General features: G+C 65.9%; 27 protein-coding genes and 1 tRNA gene. 15 read left to right on the forward strand and 13 right to left on the reverse strand.

Features of this window, described 5'->3' with window-relative positions:
* Positions 1-72: 72 nt before the first annotated feature.
* From Q331_RS0104335 to pcaB, 10 genes are all read right to left on the reverse strand, one after another.
* A complete protein-coding gene (locus tag Q331_RS0104335; protein WP_026379668.1) occupies positions 73-1,188 on the reverse strand; it encodes a branched-chain amino acid ABC transporter substrate-binding protein in 1,116 nt (371 codons plus the stop codon).
* Positions 1,189-1,335: 147 nt separating this feature from the next.
* The gene (locus Q331_RS0104340) at positions 1,336-1,701 is read right to left on the reverse strand and encodes a DUF6867 family protein (RefSeq protein ID WP_026379669.1); all 366 of its coding nucleotides are present in this window, start codon (positions 1,699-1,701) and stop codon (positions 1,336-1,338) included.
* On the reverse strand, positions 1,698-2,441 hold the full coding sequence (locus tag Q331_RS0104345) for an ABC transporter ATP-binding protein (protein ID WP_026379670.1): 744 nt from the start codon (positions 2,439-2,441) through the stop codon (positions 1,698-1,700). Before Q331_RS0104345 ends, Q331_RS0104340 begins: the two co-directional genes overlap by 4 nt.
* A complete protein-coding gene (locus Q331_RS19930) occupies positions 2,438-3,457 on the reverse strand; it encodes an ABC transporter ATP-binding protein (RefSeq protein WP_051630533.1) in 1,020 nt (339 codons plus the stop codon). The genes Q331_RS0104345 and Q331_RS19930 overlap by 4 nt, the downstream gene beginning before the upstream one ends.
* Positions 3,457-4,905, reverse strand: a complete 1,449-nt coding sequence (gene livM, locus Q331_RS0104355) for a high-affinity branched-chain amino acid ABC transporter permease LivM (protein WP_210164904.1) — start codon at positions 4,903-4,905, stop codon at positions 3,457-3,459. The genes Q331_RS19930 and livM overlap by 1 nt, the downstream gene beginning before the upstream one ends.
* Position 4,906: 1 nt before the next feature.
* Positions 4,907-5,833, reverse strand: coding sequence for an ABC transporter permease subunit (locus tag Q331_RS0104360; protein ID WP_026379672.1), 927 nt, complete (start codon positions 5,831-5,833; stop codon positions 4,907-4,909).
* Positions 5,834-6,099: 266 nt separating this feature from the next.
* Positions 6,100-7,371: an outer membrane protein gene (locus Q331_RS0104365; protein ID WP_026379673.1), complete on the reverse strand. Its 1,272-nt coding sequence runs from the start codon at positions 7,369-7,371 to the stop codon at positions 6,100-6,102.
* A 124-nt stretch (positions 7,372-7,495) separates the two neighbouring features.
* Positions 7,496-7,891: a 4-carboxymuconolactone decarboxylase gene (pcaC, locus tag Q331_RS0104370; protein WP_026379674.1), complete on the reverse strand. Its 396-nt coding sequence runs from the start codon at positions 7,889-7,891 to the stop codon at positions 7,496-7,498.
* A gap of 8 nt (positions 7,892-7,899) precedes the next feature.
* Entirely contained in the window at positions 7,900-8,679 is a 780-nt protein-coding gene (pcaD, locus tag Q331_RS0104375; RefSeq protein WP_026379675.1) for a 3-oxoadipate enol-lactonase, read from the reverse strand.
* The gene (gene pcaB / locus Q331_RS0104380) at positions 8,666-10,042 is read right to left on the reverse strand and encodes a 3-carboxy-cis,cis-muconate cycloisomerase (RefSeq protein WP_026379676.1); all 1,377 of its coding nucleotides are present in this window, start codon (positions 10,040-10,042) and stop codon (positions 8,666-8,668) included. The genes pcaD and pcaB overlap by 14 nt, the downstream gene beginning before the upstream one ends.
* 155 nt (positions 10,043-10,197) lie before the next feature.
* Here pcaB and Q331_RS0104385 point away from each other — a divergent pair, with 155 nt between their 5' ends.
* The 5 genes from Q331_RS0104385 to Q331_RS0104405 are packed head-to-tail and all read left to right on the forward strand — an operon-like array spanning position 10,198 to position 15,015.
* Positions 10,198-11,118, forward strand: coding sequence for an AAA family ATPase (locus tag Q331_RS0104385; protein WP_026379677.1), 921 nt, complete (start codon positions 10,198-10,200; stop codon positions 11,116-11,118).
* A gap of 25 nt (positions 11,119-11,143) precedes the next feature.
* Positions 11,144-12,376, forward strand: coding sequence for a vWA domain-containing protein (locus Q331_RS19935; protein WP_084174760.1), 1,233 nt, complete (start codon positions 11,144-11,146; stop codon positions 12,374-12,376).
* A 10-nt stretch (positions 12,377-12,386) separates the two neighbouring features.
* On the forward strand, positions 12,387-12,713 hold the full coding sequence (locus Q331_RS0104395) for an XdhC family protein (protein ID WP_026379678.1): 327 nt from the start codon (positions 12,387-12,389) through the stop codon (positions 12,711-12,713).
* The gene (locus Q331_RS0104400) at positions 12,713-13,408 is read left to right on the forward strand and encodes an XdhC family protein (RefSeq protein ID WP_026379679.1); all 696 of its coding nucleotides are present in this window, start codon (positions 12,713-12,715) and stop codon (positions 13,406-13,408) included. The genes Q331_RS0104395 and Q331_RS0104400 overlap by 1 nt, the downstream gene beginning before the upstream one ends.
* On the forward strand, positions 13,405-15,015 hold the full coding sequence (locus tag Q331_RS0104405; protein WP_026379680.1) for an NTP transferase domain-containing protein: 1,611 nt from the start codon (positions 13,405-13,407) through the stop codon (positions 15,013-15,015). The genes Q331_RS0104400 and Q331_RS0104405 overlap by 4 nt, the downstream gene beginning before the upstream one ends.
* Positions 15,016-15,027: 12 nt before the next feature.
* Here Q331_RS0104405 and Q331_RS0104410 read toward each other — a convergent pair whose 3' ends face one another.
* Positions 15,028-15,348 carry a DUF6969 family protein gene (locus tag Q331_RS0104410; protein WP_026379681.1) on the reverse strand — a complete coding sequence of 107 codons (321 nt, stop codon included), beginning with the start codon at positions 15,346-15,348 and terminating at the stop codon, positions 15,028-15,030.
* Positions 15,349-15,598: 250 nt separating this feature from the next.
* On the opposite strand from Q331_RS0104410, the gene Q331_RS19940 reads away from it, so the two are divergent.
* The 5 genes from Q331_RS19940 (at position 15,599) to Q331_RS0104435 (ending at position 17,644) form a co-directional block, all read left to right on the forward strand.
* Positions 15,599-15,967 carry a c-type cytochrome gene (locus Q331_RS19940; protein ID WP_084174762.1) on the forward strand — a complete coding sequence of 123 codons (369 nt, stop codon included), beginning with the start codon at positions 15,599-15,601 and terminating at the stop codon, positions 15,965-15,967.
* A 103-nt stretch (positions 15,968-16,070) separates the two neighbouring features.
* Positions 16,071-16,358, forward strand: coding sequence for an usg protein (locus Q331_RS0104420; RefSeq protein ID WP_026379682.1), 288 nt, complete (start codon positions 16,071-16,073; stop codon positions 16,356-16,358).
* Between the two features lie 47 nt (positions 16,359-16,405).
* Positions 16,406-16,777 carry a cyclophilin-like fold protein gene (locus Q331_RS0104425; protein ID WP_026379683.1) on the forward strand — a complete coding sequence of 124 codons (372 nt, stop codon included), beginning with the start codon at positions 16,406-16,408 and terminating at the stop codon, positions 16,775-16,777.
* A 70-nt stretch (positions 16,778-16,847) separates the two neighbouring features.
* A complete protein-coding gene (gene cueR / locus Q331_RS0104430; protein WP_026379684.1) occupies positions 16,848-17,243 on the forward strand; it encodes a Cu(I)-responsive transcriptional regulator in 396 nt (131 codons plus the stop codon).
* Entirely contained in the window at positions 17,240-17,644 is a 405-nt protein-coding gene (locus Q331_RS0104435; RefSeq protein WP_026379685.1) for a c-type cytochrome, read from the forward strand. Before cueR ends, Q331_RS0104435 begins: the two co-directional genes overlap by 4 nt.
* 26 nt (positions 17,645-17,670) lie before the next feature.
* Here the strand turns inward: Q331_RS0104435 and radC are convergent, their stop codons facing one another.
* A complete protein-coding gene (radC, locus tag Q331_RS0104440) occupies positions 17,671-18,372 on the reverse strand; it encodes a RadC family protein (RefSeq protein WP_026379686.1) in 702 nt (233 codons plus the stop codon).
* Positions 18,373-18,378: 6 nt separating this feature from the next.
* A complete protein-coding gene (map, locus tag Q331_RS0104445; RefSeq protein WP_034490972.1) occupies positions 18,379-19,182 on the reverse strand; it encodes a type I methionyl aminopeptidase in 804 nt (267 codons plus the stop codon).
* Between the two features lie 141 nt (positions 19,183-19,323).
* Here map and Q331_RS0104450 point away from each other — a divergent pair, with 141 nt between their 5' ends.
* The 5 genes from Q331_RS0104450 to Q331_RS0104470 all read left to right on the forward strand — a co-directional run bounded on the left by Q331_RS0104450 (position 19,324) and on the right by Q331_RS0104470 (position 22,824).
* The gene (locus tag Q331_RS0104450; protein ID WP_026379688.1) at positions 19,324-20,073 is read left to right on the forward strand and encodes a competence/damage-inducible protein A; all 750 of its coding nucleotides are present in this window, start codon (positions 19,324-19,326) and stop codon (positions 20,071-20,073) included.
* A gap of 37 nt (positions 20,074-20,110) precedes the next feature.
* The gene (gpt, locus tag Q331_RS0104455) at positions 20,111-20,608 is read left to right on the forward strand and encodes a xanthine phosphoribosyltransferase (RefSeq protein ID WP_026379689.1); all 498 of its coding nucleotides are present in this window, start codon (positions 20,111-20,113) and stop codon (positions 20,606-20,608) included.
* Positions 20,609-20,626: 18 nt separating this feature from the next.
* Positions 20,627-22,072, forward strand: a complete 1,446-nt coding sequence (locus Q331_RS0104460; protein ID WP_210164905.1) for a TrkH family potassium uptake protein — start codon at positions 20,627-20,629, stop codon at positions 22,070-22,072.
* 114 nt (positions 22,073-22,186) lie between these two features.
* Positions 22,187-22,275, forward strand: a tRNA-Leu gene (locus Q331_RS0104465).
* 171 nt (positions 22,276-22,446) lie between these two features.
* On the forward strand, positions 22,447-22,824 hold the full coding sequence (locus Q331_RS0104470; protein ID WP_034490976.1) for a hypothetical protein: 378 nt from the start codon (positions 22,447-22,449) through the stop codon (positions 22,822-22,824).
* The last annotated feature ends 7 nt before the right edge of the window (positions 22,825-22,831 follow it).

The following is a 22,831-nucleotide window of genomic DNA, read 5'->3' on the forward strand; positions in this document are numbered from 1 at the left end:
GGCGAAATGAAAAGCCCCGGCGGAAAACCGCCGGGGCCCTTGTGCTTGTCGAAGGCGGGAGGCCTTCCGCCGTCAGTTGGTCTCGGCGTTGAGGTAGTCGTAGCTGCCGTCTTCCCATTCGTAGAAGACGTAGCCCGGCAGCGAGACGTCACCCTTGTCGTCGAAGGACAGCTCGCCCAGCACCGTGTCGAAGGTTCCGGTGTTGAGCGCCTCGTTGATGGCGTCATAGTCGGTGGAGCCGGCGGCCTCGGCCGCCTGCGCCCAGGCCTGGATGGCGGCGTAGGTGTAGAGCACGTAGCCTTCCGTGGTCTTGCCGGCGTCCTCCAGCTTCTTCACCACCGGGGCGGCTTTCTCGCTCTTGCGCGGATCGGGCGAGAAGGTCATCAGCGTGCCTTCACCGGCATCGCCGGTGATCGCCCAATACTCGTCGGTGACGAGGGCGTCGCCGGAGATCAGCTGCACATCCATGCCCTGATCCTTCATCTGACGGGCCATCAGGCCGGCCTCGGTATGATAGCCGCCGACATAGAGAACCCCGATGCCCTCCTGCTTCAGCTTGGAGACGAGCGCGGTGTAGTCCTTCTCGCCGGCGGTGTAGGCCTCGTAAAGGTCGGCGTTCTTGCCGGCCTCTTCCATCGCCTTCATGGTCTCGTCGGCAAGCCCCTTACCGTAGGCTGTCTTGTCGTGGACGATGGCGACCTTGGTATCCGGGAAGTTCTCGGCGATGAACTGGCCCGCGACCTGTCCTTGCTGATCGTCACGGCCGCAGACGCGATAGGTGCCGCCATCCGGGTTCGGGCGCTCGTCGGTGAACTTCGGGTTGGTGGAGGCGGGCGAGATCTGGACGATGCCCTCCTCCGCATAGACCGCCGAGGCCGGGATGGAAGAGCCGGAGCAGAAATGGCCCGCCATGAAGACGACGCCCTTGCCGGCCATCTGGTTGGCGACGGCCACGGCCTGCTTGGGATCGCAAGCATCATCGCCGATTTCCAGGACGAGCTGCTCGCCAAGGACGCCGCCGGCCTCATTAATGTCGGCGACGGCCTGTTCGGCGCCCGTTCTCATCTGCTCGCCGAAGGAGGCGTACTGACCGGTCATCGGTCCGGTCGTCGCGATGGTAATATCCGCCCATGCCGCACCGGTCATGGCGAAGCTGAGCGCTACACCTGCCAACAATGCTTTCTTCAACGGACTCTCCCTTTTGTCTTGATCGGCGCCACCTTTGGTTACCCGCGGCGCCGGCGGGTTATCGAGGTTTCCCCCAATCTGAGATCATCTAAGCCGATCTTTGCGGCAAATGGTATGCCTTTTGCCGAAAACGGAAGATCACAAATCTTAAGCCTTGCGCCTCCAGCCGAAGGGGCCGCTGCGATCGTATAGAAACGAGTATTGCTCGCCCATCTGCCGGGCGCGCGTCATCTGCCGGGCCGTTCCGGCAATGATCATCAGCACCACAAAGTCGATGAAGTAGTAGTAGATCGCGACCGGAAAGTCGGAAGGCGGCAAAAGGAAAGTCCCGCCGAAGAGCGCGTAGTGAATGAAGCGCGTCGCCAGGCAGAGAAGGGCGATGTAGATCGCCAGCGTCAGCCAGGAGCCCCAGGTGACGGCGACGGCGCGGCCGGTCATGACCGCGGCCGAGCCGGCCAGGATGACGGTGACGAAGAGGAACTCAGCCCAGGAGACTTCCCAGATAAGGTTCATTGCGCGGCCTCCTGGCGGCCACCTTCCAGGTAAGCCGCCCGTACCTCCGGCCGCGCCAGAAGCTCGGCGCCCGTGCCGGTCATGGTGATCTTGCCGTTGACCATGACGTAGCCGCGATGGGCGAGGCGAAGCGCATGGAAGGCATTCTGCTCGACGAGGAAGACGGTGAGCCCTTCGCTGCGGTTGAGCTCGTGAATGACCTGGAAAATCTGCTTCACCACCATGGGCGCGAGGCCGAGCGAGGGCTCGTCGAGGAGGAGAAGCCGCGGCCGGCTCATCAACGCGCGGGCGATGGCCAGCATCTGCTGCTCGCCGCCCGACAGCGTGCCGCCGCGCTGATGCTGGCGCTCCTTCAGGCGTGGGAAGAGGTCGAAAACCCGGTTGAGATCCTCCTCGAAGGTGCCGTTCTTGGAGATCATGGCACCCATCTGCAGGTTCTCCATCACCGTCATGCGCGGGAAGATGCGCCGCCCTTCGGGCGATTGGGCGATGGAGCGGGACATGATGTCGTGCGTGGGCAGATGGGTGATGTCCTCGCCGTCAAAGACGATCTGACCGGTGCGGGCCTGCGGATTGCCGCAGATGGTCATCATCAGCGTCGATTTGCCGGCGCCGTTGGCACCGATCAGCGTGACGATCTCGCCCTCAAAGACGGCGATGTCGACGCCGCGCAGAGCGATGATGTTGCCATAATAGGTCTCCACGCCGCGCGTGTAGAGGAGCGGGACCGGTCCGCTCATGGCGTGTCCTTCCCATTCTCGGCCGGCCCATTCTCGGCCCGCCCTTTCGCGGCCGCCGCCGATGCCGCGGCGCGCGCGGCCGCCTCGGCGGCCTCCACCTCCTCGTCCTCCACGCCGAGATAGGCGGCGATGACGGAGGGATCGTTGCGCACATGCTCGGCCGAGCCGTCGGAGATCTTCTCGCCGTAATCCAGCACCACGACGTGGTCGGAAATCTCCATGACGACGCCCATGTCGTGCTCGATCAGCAGCACGGAGGTGCCGTGCTCGCCGCGGATATACTCCAACAGCTCGTTGAGCTCGCTCGTCTCGCGCGGATTGAGCCCCGCCGCCGGCTCGTCGAGGCACAGAAGATGCGGCTCGGTGCACATGGCGCGGGCAATCTCCAGGCGCCGCTGGGCGCCGTAGGGAAGGCCAGCGGCCGGCACGTCGGCGCGCTCCAGAAGACGGGTATGCTCCAGCCAATAGACGGCCTTGTCGATGGCAGCCTGGCGGGCGGCGCGGAAGCCGGGGAGGTTCAAAATGCCGCCGATGGTGAAGTTGGAGGCGGCCATCAGGACGTTGTGCTGGGCGACGAGAAGGTTCTCCAGCACCGTCATGCCGCCGAACAGGCGGATGTTCTGGAAGGTGCGCGCGACCCTTGCATCTTTGCAGATGCGGAAGTCGGGCATGCGCTCCAGGAGAAAGATGGCGCCGTCCTCGCTCTCGCTCCAAGGCTCGCCGGTCTCGGTGAGACGGCGGATGGCATCCTCGCTGGCACTCTTGCCGTGGCGCATGATGATGCGCCCCTCCGTCGGCTTGTAGAAGCCGGTGACGCAGTTGAAGACGGTGGTCTTGCCGGCGCCGTTGGGGCCGATCAGCGCGGTGATGTCGCCGCGCCCAACGTTGAAGGAGAGGTCGTCGACGGCGACCAGGCCGCCGAAGCGCATGGTCAGATGCTCGACCGTCAGCACCGGGTCGAGGTCCCAGCCATGCGGCGCTGCGGGCTCGGCGGCGGTGAGCGTTTCGGCCGCCATCAGTGGCCCTCGCCCTGGGCGACCATATCGGCCGAGATCGATTTTCGCTCTTTGAGGACGGCGGAGGGATCGCGCGTGGCGATGAGGCCGCGCGGGCGCCAGACCATGATGATCACCATCAAAAGGCCGAAGATGAGCATGCGGTATTCGGCAAGGTCGCGGAACAGCTCGAAACCGCCGATCATGACGATGGAGGCGATGACCACGCCGACCTGTGAGCCGAGGCCGCCGAGAACGACGATGGCGAGGATCAGCGCCGATTCGATGAAGGTGAAACTCTCCGGCGAGATGAAGCCCTGCCGGGTGGCGAAGAAGGAGCCGGCGAAGCCGCCGAACATGGCGCCGATGGCGAAGGCTGTGAGCTTGGTGTTGACGGTGTTGATGCCGAGCGAGCGGCAGGCGATCTCGTCCTCGCGCAGGGCTTCCCAGGCGCGGCCGAGCGGCAGGCGCCTCAGGCGCATGGTGACGAAGTTGGTGACCATCGCCAGCGCCAGGATGATGTAGAAGAAGTAGGCCTGCTTGTAGGCGGAATCGTATTTGATGCCGAGGAGGCCGGGCAGGTTGTCGTCGCCGCGGGCGAATTCCAGGCCGAAGAAGGTCGGATCGGGAATGCCGGAAATGCCGTCGGGCCCGCCCGTGAAGGTATACCAGTTAAGAAGCACCACACGAATGATCTCGCCGAAGGCGAGGGTGACGATGGCCAGATAATCGCCCCTCAACCGCAGGACCGGAAAACCGAGAATGATGCCCCAGAAGGCGGCCAGAAGCCCGGCGACCGGCAGGGCGAACCAGAAGCCGACCTCGAAATACTGGGCGAAGAGAGCGAAGGAATAGGCGCCCACGGCATAGAAGGCGACATAGCCGAGGTCGAGCAGGCCGGCGAGACCGACGACGATGTTCAGTCCCCAGCCGAGCATGATGTAGGTCAGCACCAGGATGCCGAGGTCGATGAACTGCTTGTCCTTCAGCGGAAAGGCGAGAAGGATGATCACCGGGTAGAGCACGGCGGCGGCGAGCGCGAAGCTGCCGAAGAGACCGGAATGGCGCGAGAACCGCTCCGATAGCGGCGTGCCGGCGCGGCTGGCCATGGCGCGCGCGGCAAGCGAGCGGCCACCGCGCTGGCGCGGCCCCCAGAAGAGGACGCGGAAGAGAAGCCGCCCGAAGAAGACGGCGATGACGGAGATGGCGAAAGCCTGCCAGCGCGTCGTCAGCTCAAGGCCGCCGAAATCGATGTCGGTGCGAAAGCCGATGAAGAAGAGGAAGAGGGCGGCGGCGATGCCGGCGGCGATGGCGGCGTCCTTCAGAGCCGCGACGATGGCGGAATCGCGCTCCGGCTCTTGCACGAAGGGAGGCTCGCCCTGATAGCCCGCAACGCGCTGTTCCCATTCGACCAAGGCGCCGGGCGCCTGGTGTTCCTCAGCGCTGCCTACCTTGTCGATGTCGGCCATCTCAGACCTTCTCGACTTCCGGTTTGCCAAGCAGCCCGGACGGCAGGAAGATTAGGGTGATCGCCAGGATCGAAAAGGCGGCGACGTCCTTATACTCGACGCTGAAATAGCCGGACCAGAAGGTCTCGATAAGGCCGATGGCAAGGCCGCCGAGCATGGCGCCGGGCAGGGAGCCGATGCCGCCGAGAACGGCGGCGGTGAAGGCTTTCACGCCGGCGAGGAAGCCGATGTAGAAGTCGATGACGCCGTAATAGAGCAGGAACATGACACCGGCGACGGCGGCGAGCGCGGCGCCCATGACGAAGGTCAGCGAGATGGTGCGGTCGACATTGACGCCCAGCAGGGAGGCCATCTTGGGGTCCTGCTCGCAGGCGCGCTGCGCCCGGCCGAGCTCGGTCTTGGCGATCAAGAGCGAGAAGGCCGTCATCAGCACCACCGTCGTCACGATGATGATGATCTGCATGTAGGAGAGCTGCACGACGATGGCGCCGGTCTCGGCATCGCCCTGCATCAATGTGACGCCGCCCTGGATCTGCGGCGGCAACGGCTTCACCCGCGCGCCCTGGGTGAGCTGGACGAAATTCTGCAGCGCGATCGACATGCCGATGGCGGTGATCAGCGGCGCCAGCCGGAAGGAGCCGCGCAGCGGCCGGTAGGCGATGCGCTCCACGGCCCACCCCCAGACGGAGGTGAACAGCATAGCGACGATGAGGACAATGAGGAGGATCAGCGGCAGCGCCGTCACGCCGATGGCCAGCATGATCAAAAAGACGGTGAGGGCGATGAAAGCGCCGACCATGAAGATGTCTCCATGGGCGAAATTGATCATGCCGATGATGCCGTAAACCATCGTGTAGCCGATGGCGATGAGGCCGTAGATCGAACCGAGCGTTACCCCGTTGATCAGCTGCTGAACGAAGTACTCCATCGTCCGTTGACCAGCTCCCCCCTGCGCCTGAAGGCGTTATGTGGATGTTGGATGAACGCCCAACTCTCCCAATGGACGATCATCGAAGGACCTCAGTCCTTTAGCAAGAGGGTTTCGGGCGCACAATACATCCGATCGGCGGAGGTGCCGGTGCTGATTGCGGATATCGCGCGGCCAGGGCCAATGCGGAGAAAGAAATCGCCGATGTCATCAAGCCGGCCGGATAAGGCCGGCCGGATGAGGGAAAGCAGATCAGGGCCAGCAGATCAGGGCAGGCGAACGGCGATGCCGGCGCGCACGGTATCCACGGAGGGCTCGAAGGAGGTGGCGCCGGCCGGCAGCGCGTTGGCCACGTCCTGATACTCGTCGTGCAGGTATTCCAGGCGAGCGAAGATGCGATCGGTCACGGCGACGTCCACGCCGCCGCCGATGGTCCAGCCACGCGCCGGCTCGACATTGATGGCGGTGGTGCCGGCCTGGGTGAAATGCACCTGGGTGATGGCAAAGCCGCCGGCGACGAAAGGCAGAAAGTGGCCGGCGTCGTAGCCCAGACGGGCGCGCACATGCGCATCCCACATCGGCTCCTTGTCGATGATCGTGCCGGCGATGGTGACGCTCTGCTCGCCGCCGCGCAGGGAAAGGTCCATATCGATGCCGCCGACCAGTCTGCCCCATTCGGCGCTGGCGCCGAGGAACATGCCGCCGCCAAGGCTGGTGCCGTCGGCGGTGCCGGCGCCCAGGCCCGCGAGTGTGGTGTCGTCGCTGAGGAAGGCCGCCCCGGCGGAAAGTCCGCCATAGAAGCCGGACCAGCTGTTGCCCGGCGCGGTGAGGAAGGTCTGCGGATACTCCTCAAAACCGTCGCCGAGGGCGAAGACGATGGCGCCGCGCAACTGGTGCGTCTCAGGATCGACGCTCGTCGTGGTGCCGGCGTAGCGATAGGTCTCCTGCGAATAGTTCGTGTAAAGATACTCGGCTCGCAAGCGGAAAGGATAGAAGACGGCAACTTCCAGGCCGGCGCCGAGGGACCAGCCGTAATGGCGCACGACGTCGCCCTGGATGAGGGTCGGCGCGAGGGTGTGGGCATGGATCTCGGCCATGCGCGCGCCGGCCGTGACAAAGGGCATGAAGCGGCCCCAGACATAGCCAAGGCGTGCATAGGCGCCGGCGTCCCAGATGAAGTCGGTGCCGATATTGGCGGCGGCGTTCGTCGTCTTGGTCTCGTGAATGACGACATCGCCCTCAAGGCCCAGCATGACGTTGCCGAAGAGCCAGTTGTAGCCGCCGAGGCCGCCGCCGGCGAAGCCGCCGTCGTCGCTCATCGAGTAGGGAACGCCGCCGCTCTGGCCTTCGAGGTCGTCGGCCGACCAGCCGAAGTGCAGGCCTCTATAGAAGCCTTCCCATTCGGAGACCGGGGCGGGCGTGGTGATCGGGGCGGGAGGCTCGGCGTATTCCGGCAGGTCGGCCGCCAGGGCAGGGGCGGCGGCGATTTGGCTTGCCAGCGTCATGGTGCCCAGAGCCACCAGACCGAAACCGCGCATGGATCGTCCCCACCCTTGAAGAAAGCGTTAAAGGTGCTAACGCCCGGCCCCTGGCGAGGTCAATTGCCAGGAAGGCCACCGCGCCCGTTCACAAGCTTGTGTTGCCATTGAGCCATAGGCGAATTCAGCTCTCGCGCGGCCCTCCCTCGCCTCGAAGCTGCTCAAGCGTCTGCGACGCGACCTTGAAGGCGTGATTGGCCGCCGGGACGCCGCAATAGATCGCCGCCTGCAGAATCACTTCCTTGATCTCGTCCTCGCTGAGGCCGTTGGTGCGCGCGGCTCGCACATGCAAGGCGAACTCGTTCCAGTGCCCGAGGGCGATGAGGGCCGTCAGCACCATGGCCGAGCGCATGCGACGGTTCAGGCCCGGACGCGTCCAGATCTCGCCCCAGGCATAGCGGGTGATGAGATCCTGGAAATCGGCCGTGAAGGCGGTCTTCGTCGCCTCGGCCCTGTCGACATGCGCCTCGCCGAGGACGGCGCGGCGCGTTTGCATGCCTTTGCGGTGCGAATCGCTCATGGCGCCACCTAGCGCAGGAAGGCGAGCACGGCGGCGTTGAAGCGCTGCGGCTGCTCCACATTGGAAAGATGCGCCGCGTGCAGCACCGCCTTCTTGGCGCCGGCGATGTTGTCGAGAAGCAATTCGCCCTGCTCGGGCGTCGTTGCCGGATCGCAATCGCCGATGAGGACGAGCGAGGGCTTGGAAATCCGGGAGAGGGCGGCGCGCTGATCCATATCGCGGATGGCGGCGCAGCAGCCGGCATAGCCGGCGGGCTCGGTGGCGCGGATCTGCGCGGCGATGCGCTCCACCTCCTGCGGGTTCTCCTTGCGGAAGGCGGGCGTGAACCAGCGCTCCGTGACGCCGGCGACGAGCGCCCCCATGCCCTTCTCGGTCACGGCTCGGATGCGCTCGTTCCACATCTCCGGCGGCGGCATATGGGCGGCGGTGTTGCACAGCGCCGCCCGCTCGAAGCGCTCCGGATGGTGGATGAGGAGCCAGATTCCGGTCATGCCGCCCATGGAGAGACCGCAGAAGCGGGTGGTGACGATGCCGAGCGCGTCGAGGAGCTCGATGACGTCGCGGCCTAGCCGCTCCAGCGTATACTCGCCCGCAGGCGCGGCGGAGCGCCCATGGCCGCGCTGGTCGTAGCGGATCACACGGTAGCTCTCGGCCGCCTCGTCGACCTGGCCGTCCCACATGGCGAGATTGGTGCCGAGCGAGTTGGAGAAAAGCAGGGGCGGGGCGTCCGGCGGGCCCTCGCTCTCCCACCAGATTCTTTCACCGTCGCTGGTCTCACAATAGGGCATCCGTTTCCTCCCGCGCCTGGCGCGCATCCTCAATGGCCCGATCGATCATGGCATCGGCCGAGCCGAGATAGGTTTCGGGTGTCAGAGCGGCCTTGATGTCGCTTATGGAAAGCGTCGTGGCCAGCTCGGCGTCGTTGGTCGCGGTCTCCAACAAGCTGCGGCCCTCAGCGCGCGCTCTTTGCGCCAGCGCGGCGACACGACGATGCGCTTCCTGCCGCCCGATCGTCTCCGCCAGGCGAAAGGCAAGGCTCTCGGCCATCGCCAGGCCGCCCTCCGCCTGAAGGTTGCGGCGCATGGCGTCCTCGTCCAACTCAAGGCCGGAGAGAAGGTCGGCCGCGTTCCGCAGGCTGCCGCCGGCGAGGATAAAGAGGTCGCGGAGGCTCTCCCATTCCGCCGGCCAGGCGGAGGGGCTGCGCTCGTGCTCGCCCTCCATGGCGATGGTCAGCGTCGCCATGAGCCCGGCGATGCGGCGGTGATTGGCGCGGATCGCAGCGGAGGCGACCGGGTTGCGCTTCTGTGGCATGGTGGAGGAGCCGCCCTTGTCGGGCGCTGCCGGCTCGAAGGCCTCGCCCACCTCGTCCTGCATCATCAGCTGTATGTCGGTGGCGATCTTGGCGAGAGTGCCGGAGAGTGCGGCGAGAGCCGCGGCGACGGCGACAACGCGGCTGCGTTCGGCGTGCCAGGCAAGGCCAGGATCGGCAAGGCCGAGGCAGGCGGCGAGCTCGGCGCGCACCGTCGGCCCCTTGTCCTGCAGGAAGGCGAGGGTGCCCGCCGCGCCGCCGAGCTGGACGGCGAGGCCGCCGGCAAGGAGCCGGTCGATGTCGTGCAGCGCGGCGGTGAGGCCGGAAAGCCAGAGCGCGGCCTTGAGGCCGAAGGGGACGGGCAGGGCGGGCTGGAGCCAGGTGCGGCCGGCCATGAGCGTGGCGCGGTGTTTCTCGGCGAGCGCGGCGGCAGCGCTCATGGCGTTGGCAAGTTCCTTGGCAAGGATGCGCAAGGCACGTTGCATGAGGACCATCAAGGCCGTGTCGATGACATCCTGGCTGGTCGCGCCCCAATGCACGTAACCGCGGGCGGGCGCTTCCACCCTTCGCGTCAGCGCCGTGACGAGCGGGATCGCCGGATTGCCGGCGGGGCCGGCGGCGCGGCCGATTTTCTCCATATCGTAGAGGCTTGCGTCGCAGGCTTCAGAAATCGATTCCGCCGCATCTGTGGGAATGACGCCGGCTTTGGCTTCGGCGCGGGCAAGCCCCGCCTCGAAATCCAGCATCGCCTGCACAAAGGAGCGGTCGGAAAAGAGGCGCCGCATTTCATCGGAGCCGAAGAGCGGGCCAAGGAGGAGGGAGCCGGCAAGGTCGTCAGCCATGGCTCCGGTTTAGCTTTCCCGATGGACGTTGGAAAGGCGGCGCCGGCGGGCGGGGGGCAGCGGTTCTTTTTCGCCGGGCGGATGCGGGCGGGCGCGGCTTGTCCTATATTGGAGCGCACTGAACAAGCCGCACGCTTTGAGACGACGGGAGCATCATGGCCGCACGAGCCTTGCCGCAATCGATTGAGGAGACGCTGGAGCTGTTGTCGGGGGGCGGCTATGTCGCCGACCGCTCGCTGGCGACGGTCCTCTTCCTCTCCCTGAAGATGGGCCGGCCCTTGTTCCTGGAAGGCGAGGCGGGCGTCGGCAAGACGGAGATCGCCAAGGTTCTGGCGCATACGCTCGGGCGCAAGCTCATCCGCCTGCAATGCTACGAGGGCCTCGACGTGGCGAGCGCCGTCTACGAATGGAACTATACGGCGCAGATGGTGGAGATCCGCCTCGCCGAAGCGACGGGCGACACGGAGCGGCACTCCTTGACGGAGGACGTCTTCTCCGAGCGTTTCCTCATCAAGCGGCCGATCCTGCAGGCCTTGGAGCCGGATCTCGCCGGCGCGCCGATCTTCCTCATCGACGAGCTCGACCGGGCGGACGAGGCCTTCGAGGCGTTCCTTCTGGAGGTTTTGGCCGACAACCAGGTGACGATCCCGGAGATCGGCACCATCCGCGCGCCGGAGCCGCCGATCGTCGTCGTCACCACCAACCGAACGCGGGAGATCCATGATGCGCTGAAGCGGCGCTGTCTTTATCATTGGGTCGATTATCCGGATGCAGAGCGCGAGCTGACGATCGTCGGCGAGCGCGTGCCCGGCGTGCGCGAGCGCCTGGCGCGCGACGTGGTCGGCTTCGTGCAGCGGCTGCGCCAGGAGGACCTCTTCAAGAAGCCCGGCGTGGCGGAGACGCTCGACTGGGCGAGCGCCTTGACGGAGCTCGACATGGTGGCGCTCGACCCGGAGACGATTTCCGACACGCTCGGGGTGCTGTTGAAATACCAGGACGACATCGCCCGCATCCAGGGCAGCGCCTCCAAGCAGCTCCTGGAGGAGGCGCGCCGCGAACTGGCGGCGGCGGAGTAGCGGCTTGTCGAACAAGAGCGCGACCATGCCGGTTCCTGGGTCTGGCGATGCGCCGGCAGGCAGGACGGGCGGTGGACCGGGGGGCGGCAAGGTCGCCGACAACATCGTCTTTTTCGCCCGCGCTCTGCGCCGCGCCGGCCTGCCGGTCGGCCCGGCGGCGGTGGTCGATGCCATCCGCGCGGTGGAAGTCGCCGGTATCGGCTCGCGCGAGGATTTCTACTGGACGCTGCACGCCGTCTTCGTGAAGAAGCGCGCCGACCGGCCGGTCTTCCACGAAGCCTTCGAGCTCTTCTGGCGCGAGCGCGGCCTCATCGACAAAATGCTGGAGATGCTGTCGCCGATGGCGCCGCCGCGGCCTTCCGAGCCGGAAAGGCCGAAGGCGGGCGCGGCGCGCGTGGAAGAGGCGATGTCGGGCCTCAAAGAGCGGCGCGAGGAGGAGATCGTCCCTGAGATCGAGATCGACGCACGCATGACGGTGACGCAGAAAGAAATCCTGCGGCGCAAGGACTTCGCCCAGATGACAGCCGAGGAAATCGCCGAGGCGATGCGTGCCCTCGCCGAACTGACGCTTACCGCCGACAGGCTGAAAACGCGCCGCCTTGTCGCCGCCAGCCGGGGCGCGGTGGATCCGCGGCGCACGGTGCGTGCCTCCATGCGCTCGGGCGGCCAACTCATCCTGCCGCAGCTGCGCGCGCGACGGGTGGTGGAGCCGCCGATCGTGGCGCTCGCCGACATTTCCGGCTCCATGAGCGAGTATTCGCGCGTCATGCTGCATTTCCTGCATGCGCTCTCGGCGCGGCGGAAGGTGTTCAGCTTCCTCTTCGGCACGCGGCTGACCAACGTCACGCGCCAGCTGCGCTACAAGGATCCCGACGAGGCGCTGGCAGGCTGCTCTGAGGCGGTGCTCGACTGGTCGGGCGGCACGCGCATTGCCGATGCGATGCACGCCTTCAACCGCGACTGGTCGCGGCGCGTGCTCGGCCAGGGAGCGACGGTGCTCTTGATCACCGACGGGCTGGAATGCGACGAGGAAGGCGATCTTGGCGCCGAAGCGGCGCGGCTCGGCCGCTCCTGCCGGCGGCTCATTTGGCTGAACCCGCTTCTGCGCTTTGACGCCTTCGCGCCGCGGGCACGCGGGATCAAGGCGATCCTGCCGCATGTCGATGAGTTCCGGCCGGTGCATTCGCTGGAGGCGATCGAGAATTTGGTGAAGGCGCTGTCGGAGCCGGCCCGCCCGGCGCTGAAGGTGGCGGCCTGAGGGAGGCAAGATGCAAACGCTCATGCAAACGGACACGCTCGTCACCGCCGAGGCCTGGCGCAAGGAAGGGCGGAAGGTCGCGCTCGCCACCGTGGTGGAGACCTGGGGGTCGGCGCCGCGGCCGGTCGGCAGCCATCTCGTCATCGACGAGGCGGGCAATTTCGAGGGCTCCGTCTCCGGCGGCTGCGTGGAGGGTGCGGTCGTCGGCGAGGCGCTGGAGGTGATCGGGGCGGGGGAGCCGCGCATGCTGGAGTTCGGCGTTGCCGACGAGACGGCCTGGCGGGTGGGGCTTTCCTGCGGGGGCAAGATCAAGGTCTTCGTGGAGCCCGTATCGTAATGAGGGGCGAACTTCTTGAGGCCCTCAATGAAGAACGCGCGGCACGGCGCGCCGCCATCCTCGTCACCGACACGCTGAGCGGTGAGGCACGGCTGGTGAAGAAGTCGGATGCGGCGGGCGATCCTCTCGCCGAGGAGCTTTCAAGGCGCTTGCGCTCCGGCCGTTCCGGTATGTTGGAGGACGGGCGCACCTTCCTCACCGTTTCCGTGCCGCCGGCGCGGCTGGTGATGATAGGCGCGGTGCATATCAGCCAGGCGCTGGCGCCGATGGCGCGCCTTGCCGGCTTGGACACGACCATTATCGATCCGCGCACGGCCTTTGCAACCGAGGAACGCTTCCCGGAGGCGGAGCTGATCGCCGAATGGCCGCAAGAGGTGCTGAAGGCGCGCCCGCTCGATGCCTATACGGCGCTCGCCGCGCTCACCCACGACCCGAAGATCGACGATTACCCGCTGCAGGCCGCGCTTGCAGCAGGCTGCTTCTATATTGGCGCGCTCGGCAGCCGCAAGACGCATGGAAAGAGGGTGGAGCGGCTGACGGAGGCAGGTATTGCGGCGGGCGAGCTTGAGCGCATCCACGCGCCGATCGGGCTGGATATCGGCGCCGCTTCGCCGGCCGAAATCGCCGTTGCGGTGCTGGCGGAGTTGATTGCGGCGCTGCGCCAGGCGCCGGCGGCGGCGAGCGAGACGGCTTGAAGTTCGGTGCAACACCCATCGCCGAAGCCGAGCGAGCCATCCTCGCCCATTCGGTGAAGACGGCAGAGGCCACCTTCAAGAAGGGACGGCGGCTTTCCTGCGATGATCTGGCAGTGCTCCGAAAAGCCGGCATTGGCGAGGTGGTGACGGCACGCCTGGAGGAAGGCGACGTGCACGAGGACGAGGCGGCCGAGCGGGTGGCGCGCGCCATCGCCGGGGCGGGCGTGAGCGTGGAGGCGCCGTTCACCGGCCGCTCCAACCTTCATGCCGAAAAGGCGGGGCTGCTGCTCTTGCGCCCGAACCTCATCGACCGGCTGAACCGCATCGATGCCGGTCTGACCGTGGCGACGCTGCCGCCTCATGCCTCGGCGGAGGCGGGAAGGATGCTGGCGACGGTGAAGGTTATCCCCTTCGCCCTGCCGGAAGATGTGGTGGCGAAGGCGGAAAGCCTTGCGGGTGAAGCCGGGGCGGCGCTGACGCTGGCGCCCTACCGGCCGCTCAAAGTAGCGCTGGTGGCAACCGAGCTTGCCAGCCTGAAGCCGAAAGTGCTCGACAAGACGAAGGCGATCCTGGAGCAGCGGCTGGAAAAAGCCGGCGCGAGCCTTACCAGCGAGCGGCGAGTGCCGCATGCGACGGGCCCGCTCGCCGAGGCGCTGGCGGAGGCCGGCCGCGAGGCCGATCTCGTCATCGCCTTCGGCGCTTCCGCCATAACCGATGCGGCCGACGTCATCCCGGCGGCGATTGAGGCGGCGGGAGGCGCCGTCATCCATCTCGGCATGCCGGTCGATCCCGGCAATCTCCTCCTCGTGGGCCATATCGGCGAGCGGCCGGTGATCGGCGCGCCGGGCTGCGCGCGCAGCCCCAAGGAGAATGGATTCGACTGGGTTTTGAATCGTTTCCTCGCCGGCCTTGAAGTGAGGTCGGAGGACATCACGGGCATGGGGGTCGGCGGGCTGTTGATGGAAATCGTCTCGCGGCCGCAGCCGCGCCAGCCGGAGGCGGGCAAGGGAAAGGTGACCGCGATCGTGCTTGCCGCCGGCCGCTCGCGGCGCATGGGCGGACCGAACAAGCTTCTCGCCCGCTTCGACGGCGTGCCGCTGGTGCGGCGCACCGTCGATGCGGTGCAGGCCGCCGGAACCTCCGAGACCATCGTCGTCACCGGCCATATGCGCGAGGAGATCGAGGCGGCGCTTGCCGGCGCCTGCGTCAGCTTCGTGCACAATCGCGATTATGCGGGCGGACTTGCAGGCTCGCTGAAGGCGGGGCTGAGGGCGCTGCCGGAAGAGACGGCGGGGGCGCTCATCGTGCTTGCCGACATGCCCGGGCTGACGCCGGAGGCGCTCGACGCCATGATCGAAGCCTTCGCGCCGGAAGAGGGTAGGGGGATCGTGCTCGCCACGGCCTCGGGCAAGCGCGGCAACCCGGTGCTTTGGGCGCGGCGCTACTTCCCCGAACTGATGCAGGTCAGCGGCGATGCCGGCGGGCGCCACCTCATCGGCGAGCATGCCGAAGACGTGAGCGAGGTGGAGATCGGCGAGGCGGCGCGGCTCGACGTCGACACGCCCGAGGCGCTGGCGGCGGCCGGCGGTAAGGTGGACAGGGGTTGAGCTCGGGCGGGCTCAGGCGAGGTGGATCGGCGTTTCGATGCCCAGCGCCGCTTCGACCGCGCTTATCTGCGCCAGAAGGTCGATCGGGGTTTCGCAAAGGTTCTGCAGGGCACGGTCTTCCAAGACGGTCTTAGCGCCATCGGTTTCGACCGCGGCAGTGGCGGCGATCACCCGGTCGCGCTCTTCCAGCAGCGCGTCGATCTGCCGGCGGAAGAGAGCAAGCATGGCCGTGAGCCAGCCATTGAGCTCTGGCGAGGGCTCCTTCTGCGCGATGGCGAAACGCGCCAAGAGCTCGCTCACCGTCCTTGCCGGATAGAAAGTCTCGTCGGTCACCCAGCGATGGCCCTGTCTTTTGCATGGGCGCGCCCTTCGTCGACGAATGCCGGGCGACGGGCCAGGCACATTAAATTCCTAAAAACGAATATGTTGATCGATGCGCGATTTTCAAACCGGCGCAACCGGTCTGGAGAAATTCCAATCATGGCAAGGTCGCTGAATTGCGTCCCGATGTAGGCTTGCCCATGCCGCAACGCGGTTGATGCGTATCATGGCGCTTGCCGCCACTTGCTGGCAGGATCGCGGGATGAGGAGATACCGAATCGCCCTTTTCATCGGCTTGCTCCTGCCGGGTTCCGCCGCGGCGCAGGATCTGGAGCGGGGTCGCCAGCTCGCAGAGGAATATTGCGCGCCCTGCCACGCGGTCGGGGGGCAAGGCGAGAGCCCGATGCAGCCTGCGCCGGCCTTTCGCGACCTGGCGCAGCGCTACCCGATCGACACGCTCTGGGAGGCGCTGGCGGAGGGCATCGTCACCGGCCACGCCGAGATGCCGGAATTCCAGTGGCCACCCAAAGATATCGACGACATCCTCTCTTATATTTCCTCCATCCAGGAGCACGAATTCCGCGGTGACGACATCGAGGCGGAAGACGAAGCTGGCAGCACTCCTCAGTAGAGGCTGCTAATATCCTGTCCCTCCTTTCTTTTTGAACTGCTCGATGGTGGACTTTTAACTTTCGAGCCGCAATCATTGTGCCTGCAGAAGATGGAGGACGGGCATGTCTCACTGTGATTTCGTCGAGGGGGGCGACTTCGGGCGGCAGCTTGCCGGGTACGGTCTGACGACCGCCAACGTGCTTTACTATCTTCCCGACCAACCGCGCCTCATCCAGAGCTTCGTCTGGCAGTTCTACGACGTGGCGCCTGAGCATCCACGGCTGGAGCGCTTCCTCGACTATTGGCGGCGCGAGATCGAGGCGGCGATCCATTCGGTTGAGATCGCCCATGAAAGGCTCTTGCGTCCGACGGACGTGCGGCTCGCAACCTTCGAGGGACGGCTGCATTAGCCTTCGGCGGACGCCGCGCGGCGGCGGTGTCTGTCCAGGAGGCCCGGATGCGAAGGGTGCGTTTCAGCTTCGAGGGCGTCACGCTCGACGCCACCTTGCGCGATACCCCCACGGCGGATGCAATCCATGCCGTTCTGCCGGTCGAGGCCAGTGTCAATACCTGGGGCGAGGAGGTCTATTTCGCCGTCCCGGCCTCCTGTACCGCCGAGGCGGATGCCCGCAACGTCGTCAACGCTGGAGAAATCGCCTACTGGCCGGCCGGCAAAGTGATCGCTATCGGCTTCGGGCGCACGCCGGCTTCCACGGATGGTGAGATCCGCTTGGCGGACGAGGTGAATATCTGGGCGGACGCGGTGGCGGATGTGCGCGTTCTCAAAGCCGTCGCCGCCGGCAGCCGGGTGCGCATCACGGCGATCTGAGGCGGCGCGGCCGGGCTTGACACTCCAGTTACTGGAAACCCTATCTCACTCCTCATGCGAGGAGGAGGCCATGAATATCGGTGAAGCCGCCGCGGTGAGCGGGCTACCCGCCAAGACGATCCGCTATTATGAGGAGATCGGGCTGATATCGCCTGACCGGCGCGGCAACAATTATCGCGACTATTCCGACAGCCATGTGCACAATCTGCGCTTTCTGGCGCGGGCGCGTTCGCTCGGCTTCTCCATCGAGGAATGCCGTCAGCTCCTGTCGCTCTATGGCGACCGCTGTCGCGCCAGCGCGGATGTGAAGGCCATCGCGAGCCGTCATATCACCGAGATCGATCGCAAGGTCGCCGAGCTGATGGAGATGCGCGCGACGCTTGCCGTTCTGGTAGAGGCCTGCCACGGCGACGAGCGGCCGGACTGCCCGATCCTTGAGGACCTGGCGGGGCAGGGCGCGCCGTGAGACAGGGGCTCGTCGGTCTCTCCGTGGTGGTCATCCTGGTCGGCGGCTATCTGGCGATCCGCTTGCTTGCGGGTGAGGCCCGCGCGCCCATCGAGGCCGCCATTGTCGTCCCGGAACTATCGCCGAGGGCGGTCGAGGGCGAGCGTTTGTTCGAGACGTTCTGCGCCTCGTGCCATGGCCAGAGCGCGTCCGGCACCCAGGTTGGGCCGCCGCTGGTGCACGATATCTACAAGCCCGGTCATCATGCCGACGTCGCCTTCCTGCTCGCGGCTCGGCAAGGCGTGCGGCAGCACCATTGGAACTTCGGCGACATGCCGCCCGTCGAGGGCGTCAGCGGCCAGGAGGTGGAGCGCATCACCGCCTATGTGCGCGCGCTGCAGGAGGCCAACGACATCAACTGAAGGCGGGGCCCCATGGCGGCGATGGCTCACATCAGCCCCAGGCCGCGGAAGCTGGAATGGCCGTCGCGTGCGATGATGATGTGGTCGTGCACGGTGACGCCGAGCGGCTTGCCGACCTCCACCAGCGTTTTCGTCATCTGGATGTCGGCGCGCGAGGGCGTCGGGTCGCCCGAAGGATGGTTGTGGACGAGGATGATGGCCGTCGCCGAAAGCTCCAGCGCGCGGCGCATCACCTCGCGCGGATAGACCGGCGTGTGGTCGACCGTGCCGGTCTGTTGCACCTCGTCGGCGATGAGGGCGTTCTTCTTGTCGAGGAAGAGGATGCGGAACTGCTCGCGCTCCTCAAAGGCCATGATGGTGCGGCAATAGCCGAGCAGTGCCGACCAGGAAGCGAGCACCGGGCGCGCGCGCACCTCGTCGCGGCCGAGACGCTCCGCGAAGGCCCGCAACAGCTTCAATTGCAGAATCACGGCCTCACCGACGCCTTCCACTTCCTTCAGGCGTTTGGGCGAGGCGGCCAGAACCTGCGACAGCGAACCGAATGTCTTCAGGAGCGCCTTGGCGATGGGCTTGGTGTCGCGGCGGGGCAGGGCGCTGAAAAGGGCCAGCTCCAGAAGCTCGTAATCGGCGAGCGCGTCGGCGCCCGCCTCGCGAAATCGCGCGCGCAGCCGCTCCCGGTGCCCGAAGTAGTGGGCCGAGGCGCCGACGTCTTCAAGCTCGCCGGTCACGATGGATTAAGGTCGGCCGATCCCGGCCGGAGACAGAGTGAAGATCTCCACGCCATCCTCCGTGATGCCGATCGTGTGCTCGTACTGGGCGGAGAGGGAGCGGTCGCGCGTCACCGCCGTCCAGCCGTCGCCGAGAAGCTTCACATGCGGCCGGCCGAGATTGATCATCGGCTCGATGGTAAAGATCATGCCGGGCTCGATCGGCAAGCCTTCGCCGGGATGGCCGTAATGCAGGATGTTGGGCGGCTCGTGGAAGGCACGGCCGACACCGTGGCCGCAGAAATCGCGCACCACGGAGCAGCGCTCGGCTTCGGCGTAGGACTGAATAGCATGACCGATATCGCCGAGACGGGCGCCGGGCGTCGCCGCGGCGATGCCACGCATCAGGCATTCATAGGTCACTTCCAGCAGCCGCTCGGCCGCCCGCTTGATGGCGCCAATGGCGAACATGCGGCTGGAATCGCCGTGCCAACCGTCGAGAATCAGCGTCACGTCGATATTAACGATATCGCCCTCTCGCAGCGGCTTGTCGTTGGGGATGCCGTGGCAGACGACGTGGTTGATGGAGGTGCAGCACGATTTGCGGTAGCCGCGGTAGTTCAGCGTTGCCGGCACGGCCTCGTGGCGCTGGGCGAAGTCGAAGACGAAATCGTCGATCGCCTGGGTGCTGACACCCGGCTTGACGAGATCGCCGAGCGCGTCGAGGCAGGTCGCTGCAAGTTGCCCGGCGCGGCGCATGCCGGCGAAATCGTCGCTCGTATAGGTCTTGATGGCGGCCTTTTCCTGCAGGCCGGCAAGGGAATGCTGCATGATGTGAACTTTGCCGTTTCTTTCAGCCTACTCTGGCGCTGGGGAGGGGGAAAGACCGAATTCCCGAGGCCGGAGACAGGCGCGCCCGAAAGGCCCATATTGGGGCTTGCGGCAAAGGTTTCCAGACGGCACAGGATGGCCATGAGCGCTTCCACAAATGGCAGGTCGGCATTGCCGCAGGCTGCGATGCTGGTGATCGGAGACGAGATTCTCTCCGGCCGCACCAAGGACAAGAATATCGGCTATCTCGCCGACTACCTCTGCGATCTGGGCATCGACCTGGAGGAGGTGCGGATCGTCGGCGACCACAAGGCGCGGATCGTGGCGGCGCTGAAAGAGCTGTCGCGCAGCTACGACCTCGTTTTCACCTGCGGGGGTATCGGGCCGACGCATGACGACATCACCGCCGATGCCGTCGCATCCGCCTTTGGCCTGAAGCTGGTGCATCATCCGCAGGCCGTGGAGATCCTGCGCGAGCGCTGCGCGAGGCGCGGCTGGGAGCTCAACGAGGCGCGCCTCAGGATGGCGCGCACGCCGGAAGGGGCGCGCCTTATCGCCAATTCGGTGTCTGGGGCGCCGGGTTTCATCATCTCCAACGTCTATGTCATGGCCGGCGTGCCGGCGATCATGCAGGCGATGCTGGATGCGCTGGCCCCGGAATTGCCGACCGGCGTGAAGATGTTGTCGGCGACCGTGGAGGCCGGGCGTGGGGAGGGCGATATCGCCGATTGGCTGACGGCGCTGCAGGAGACGCATCCGCAGGTGCGCATAGGCTCCTATCCCTATCACGACGGCAAGCGCTTCACGACGCGCATCGTCCTGCGCTCGCGCATGCCGGAGGCGCTGGAAAGGGCGCTCAGCGACGTGGAAAGCCGGCTGCAAACCGGCTAAGAGGCCTTACCCGAGACGAGGAGCAAGCGGCCGTCCGATGATCCAAGAAAAGGCCTTTCCGGTTTCCTGGGACCAGTTTCACCGCGATGCCCGCGCCCTTGCCTGGCGTCTGGCGGGGGCCGGCCCGTTTCAGGCGATGGTCTGCATCACCCGCGGCGGGCTGGTGCCGGCGGCGATCGTCTGCCGCGAGCTGGAGGTGCGGCTCATTGATACGGTGTGCGTGAGCTCCTATCACGATTACAAGAATCAGGGCGACTTGGAGGTGCTGAAGCCGGTAAGCGAGGCGGTGATCGGCATCGGCGGCGGGGGCGGCAAGGGCGTGCTTCTCATCGACGACCTCGTCGATACCGGCAAGACCGCCTCCATCGTGCGCGAGATGCTGCCGGAGGCGCATTTCGCCACCGTCTACGCCAAGCCGAAAGGAAGGCCGCTGGTCGACACCTTCGTCACGGAGGTCTCGCAGGATACCTGGATCTACTTTCCCTGGGATCTCGGCCTTTCCTTCCAGCCGCCGATCTCCGGCGGCATCGGCTAAGCCTGCGGGTCGCTTGCGTTGCTGCGCTATCAGCCGATTCTGTCCATCACCGGTTTCCTCCTGGTCGCTCTCGGCGCGGTCATGGCGGTGCCGGCACTGGTCGACCTGTCGGCCGGCAATCCGGACTGGATGATCTTCGCGCTGTCGGGGATCATCACCGCCCTCGTCGGCGCCGCCTTCGCCATCGCCGGGCGGGAAGACAAGCCGATCGGCCTCAACGTCAAGCAGGCCTTCGTGTTGACGACGGTGCTGTGGTTCGTCCTGCCCGGCTTTGCGGCGCTGCCGTTTCTCGGCCTCGACATCGGCTATGCCGATGCGCTGTTCGAAACCGTCTCCGGCATCACCACGACAGGCGCCACGGTGCTCGTCGGGATCGACGACCTGCCGCCCGGCATCCAGCTGTGGCGCTCGCTCCTGCAATGGATGGGCGGTGTTGGCATCGTGGTGATGGCGATCATCATGCTGCCCTTCCTAAAGGTCGGCGGCATGCAGCTCTTCCACGCCGAAAGCTCCGATCGCTCCGAAAAGGTCTTGGCCAAGTCCTTCGACATTGCCGCCTGGATCGGCGGGATCTACGTCGCTCTGACGGCGCTGTGCACCCTTGCCTATGCCGCCGGCGGCATGACGCTTTTCGACGCCATCGCCCACAGCATGACGACGGTGGCGACCGGCGGCTTTTCCACCCACGATGCCTCTTTCGGCTATTGGGACGAGCCGATGATCTTGTGGACTGGCACATTCTTCATGATCGCCGGGGCGCTGCCTTTCGTCGCCTATATCGGGGCGCTGCGGGGCGATCCGATGATGCTGCTGAAGGACCCGCAGATACGCGCTTTGCTCGGCTTTCTCGCGGTCGCCTGCTTCGGTCTTGCCCTGCACGAGACGCTTCTCGGTACCTTGCCCTTCGACGAGGCGCTCACGCATTCCACCTTCAACGTCGTCTCGGTGGTCACGACCACGGGCTTCGCCTCGATGGACTACACGCTTCTTGGCGAGTTCGATATCGGCTTCTTCTTCGTTCTTCTCTATATCGGCGGCTGCTCCGGCTCCACGACCGGGGGCATCAAGATGTACCGCTTCATCATCCTGTGGGCGATCATCCGCCGCCAGATTCGCCGTCTTGCCCATCCTTCCAGGGTGGAGCCTCTGCGCTACGCCGGACGGCGCATTCCGGAGGACGTGCCGCCCTCGGTGCTGGCATTCTTGACCCTTTATGTCGGGATGACGGTCATTATCACCATGATCCTCGCCGGGCTCGGCCTCGATTTCGTCACCGCCATCTCTTCTGCGGTCTCGGCGGTCGGCAATGTCGGCCCGGGACTGGGCGAGGTTGTCGGGCCGGTCGGCAATTTCTCCAGCTTGCCGGACGGTGCGAAGCTGGCGCTTGCCTTCGCCATGATCTTGGGCCGGTTGGAGCTCTTTACCGTGCTCGTCCTGCTCGACCCGGCCTTTTGGAGATGGTGATCGACCGGAGCGTCGCTTTGGCGCCATCGCTGCCGGGCCTTGGCCTTTGACCTTGCCCGCGGGCAATGGCGGAGCTAGGTCGTGGATGCGTTCACGAGCTAGGCACGAGATGGCGCGGGCGTGGCGGAATTGGCAGACGCAAGGGACTTAAAATCCCTCGGGGCTTTGTCCCCATGTGGGTTCAAATCCCACCGCCCGCACCAAACTCCCCGGAAAACTAAGCCTCAGGGCCCGCCGAAAGGCGGGTTCTTCGCTTCTGAGAATATTGTCACCTTCTCACAACAAGATAATGTGCCCAAGCGGGCCTATGGCGCTGCAAATCGTGCTTAGTGCCCATTCCTGTGACCAACGTAGGAGAAATCGCCCTGATCGACATGATGCAGAAACAGGCCGAGCTGGAGCGCCGAATGGCGACCCTCGGGATTGATCAGTTCCGCAAGCAAGCCCAGGAGGCCAAGGCGGCTCAGCAGGCTACCCGCTCACGCTCCGTCAAGACTGTGCTTGACGTGCTCATTGAGCCCACCGCCAAGGCCATCTCCGAGTTCCTGGGTCGTGCGGGGACCGGCCGCGCCGGGCGCAGGCATCACGCTGCCCGCCTCATCCAGGACCAGAGCCCCGAGGCGCTGGCCTTCATTGCCGGCACGCTGATCCTGGACGGCATTGCCCAGATGCAGAGTCTCACCCGCCTCGCCGTGCGCATCGGCGCTGCCGTCGTCGCTGTATGGACCTCGTGGTTTCCCGGTAGCTGGTAAGTGGAGC

This window comes from Afifella pfennigii DSM 17143 (assembly GCF_000688515.1).
Taxonomy (GTDB): Bacteria; Pseudomonadota; Alphaproteobacteria; order Rhizobiales; family Afifellaceae; genus Afifella; species Afifella pfennigii.

Coding starts and splice junctions, on each gene's coding strand:
- Q331_RS0104345 (WP_026379670.1), bottom strand. CDS start 2,441: ATGAGCGGACCGGTCCCGCTCCTCTACACGCGCGGCGTGGAGACCTAT.
- Q331_RS0104400 (WP_026379679.1), top strand. CDS start 12,713: ATGAGGGGCGAACTTCTTGAGGCCCTCAATGAAGAACGCGCGGCACGG.
- map (WP_034490972.1), bottom strand. CDS start 19,182: ATGCAGCATTCCCTTGCCGGCCTGCAGGAAAAGGCCGCCATCAAGACC.
- pcaB (WP_026379676.1), bottom strand. CDS start 10,042: ATGGCTGACGACCTTGCCGGCTCCCTCCTCCTTGGCCCGCTCTTCGGC.
- Q331_RS0104420 (WP_026379682.1), top strand. CDS start 16,071: ATGTCTCACTGTGATTTCGTCGAGGGGGGCGACTTCGGGCGGCAGCTT.
- cueR (WP_026379684.1), top strand. CDS start 16,848: ATGAATATCGGTGAAGCCGCCGCGGTGAGCGGGCTACCCGCCAAGACG.
- Q331_RS19935 (WP_084174760.1), top strand. CDS start 11,144: ATGCCGGTTCCTGGGTCTGGCGATGCGCCGGCAGGCAGGACGGGCGGT.
- pcaC (WP_026379674.1), bottom strand. CDS start 7,891: ATGAGCGATTCGCACCGCAAAGGCATGCAAACGCGCCGCGCCGTCCTC.
- Q331_RS0104385 (WP_026379677.1), top strand. CDS start 10,198: ATGGCCGCACGAGCCTTGCCGCAATCGATTGAGGAGACGCTGGAGCTG.
- Q331_RS0104450 (WP_026379688.1), top strand. CDS start 19,324: ATGAGCGCTTCCACAAATGGCAGGTCGGCATTGCCGCAGGCTGCGATG.
- Q331_RS0104360 (WP_026379672.1), bottom strand. CDS start 5,833: ATGGAGTACTTCGTTCAGCAGCTGATCAACGGGGTAACGCTCGGTTCG.
- pcaD (WP_026379675.1), bottom strand. CDS start 8,679: ATGCCCTATTGTGAGACCAGCGACGGTGAAAGAATCTGGTGGGAGAGC.
- Q331_RS0104395 (WP_026379678.1), top strand. CDS start 12,387: ATGCAAACGCTCATGCAAACGGACACGCTCGTCACCGCCGAGGCCTGG.
- gpt (WP_026379689.1), top strand. CDS start 20,111: ATGATCCAAGAAAAGGCCTTTCCGGTTTCCTGGGACCAGTTTCACCGC.
- Q331_RS0104425 (WP_026379683.1), top strand. CDS start 16,406: ATGCGAAGGGTGCGTTTCAGCTTCGAGGGCGTCACGCTCGACGCCACC.
- Q331_RS0104365 (WP_026379673.1), bottom strand. CDS start 7,371: ATGCGCGGTTTCGGTCTGGTGGCTCTGGGCACCATGACGCTGGCAAGC.
- Q331_RS0104340 (WP_026379669.1), bottom strand. CDS start 1,701: ATGAACCTTATCTGGGAAGTCTCCTGGGCTGAGTTCCTCTTCGTCACC.
- Q331_RS19940 (WP_084174762.1), top strand. CDS start 15,599: ATGAGGAGATACCGAATCGCCCTTTTCATCGGCTTGCTCCTGCCGGGT.
- Q331_RS0104470 (WP_034490976.1), top strand. CDS start 22,447: ATGATGCAGAAACAGGCCGAGCTGGAGCGCCGAATGGCGACCCTCGGG.
- Q331_RS19930 (WP_051630533.1), bottom strand. CDS start 3,457: ATGGCGGCCGAAACGCTCACCGCCGCCGAGCCCGCAGCGCCGCATGGC.
- livM (WP_210164904.1), bottom strand. CDS start 4,905: ATGGCCGACATCGACAAGGTAGGCAGCGCTGAGGAACACCAGGCGCCC.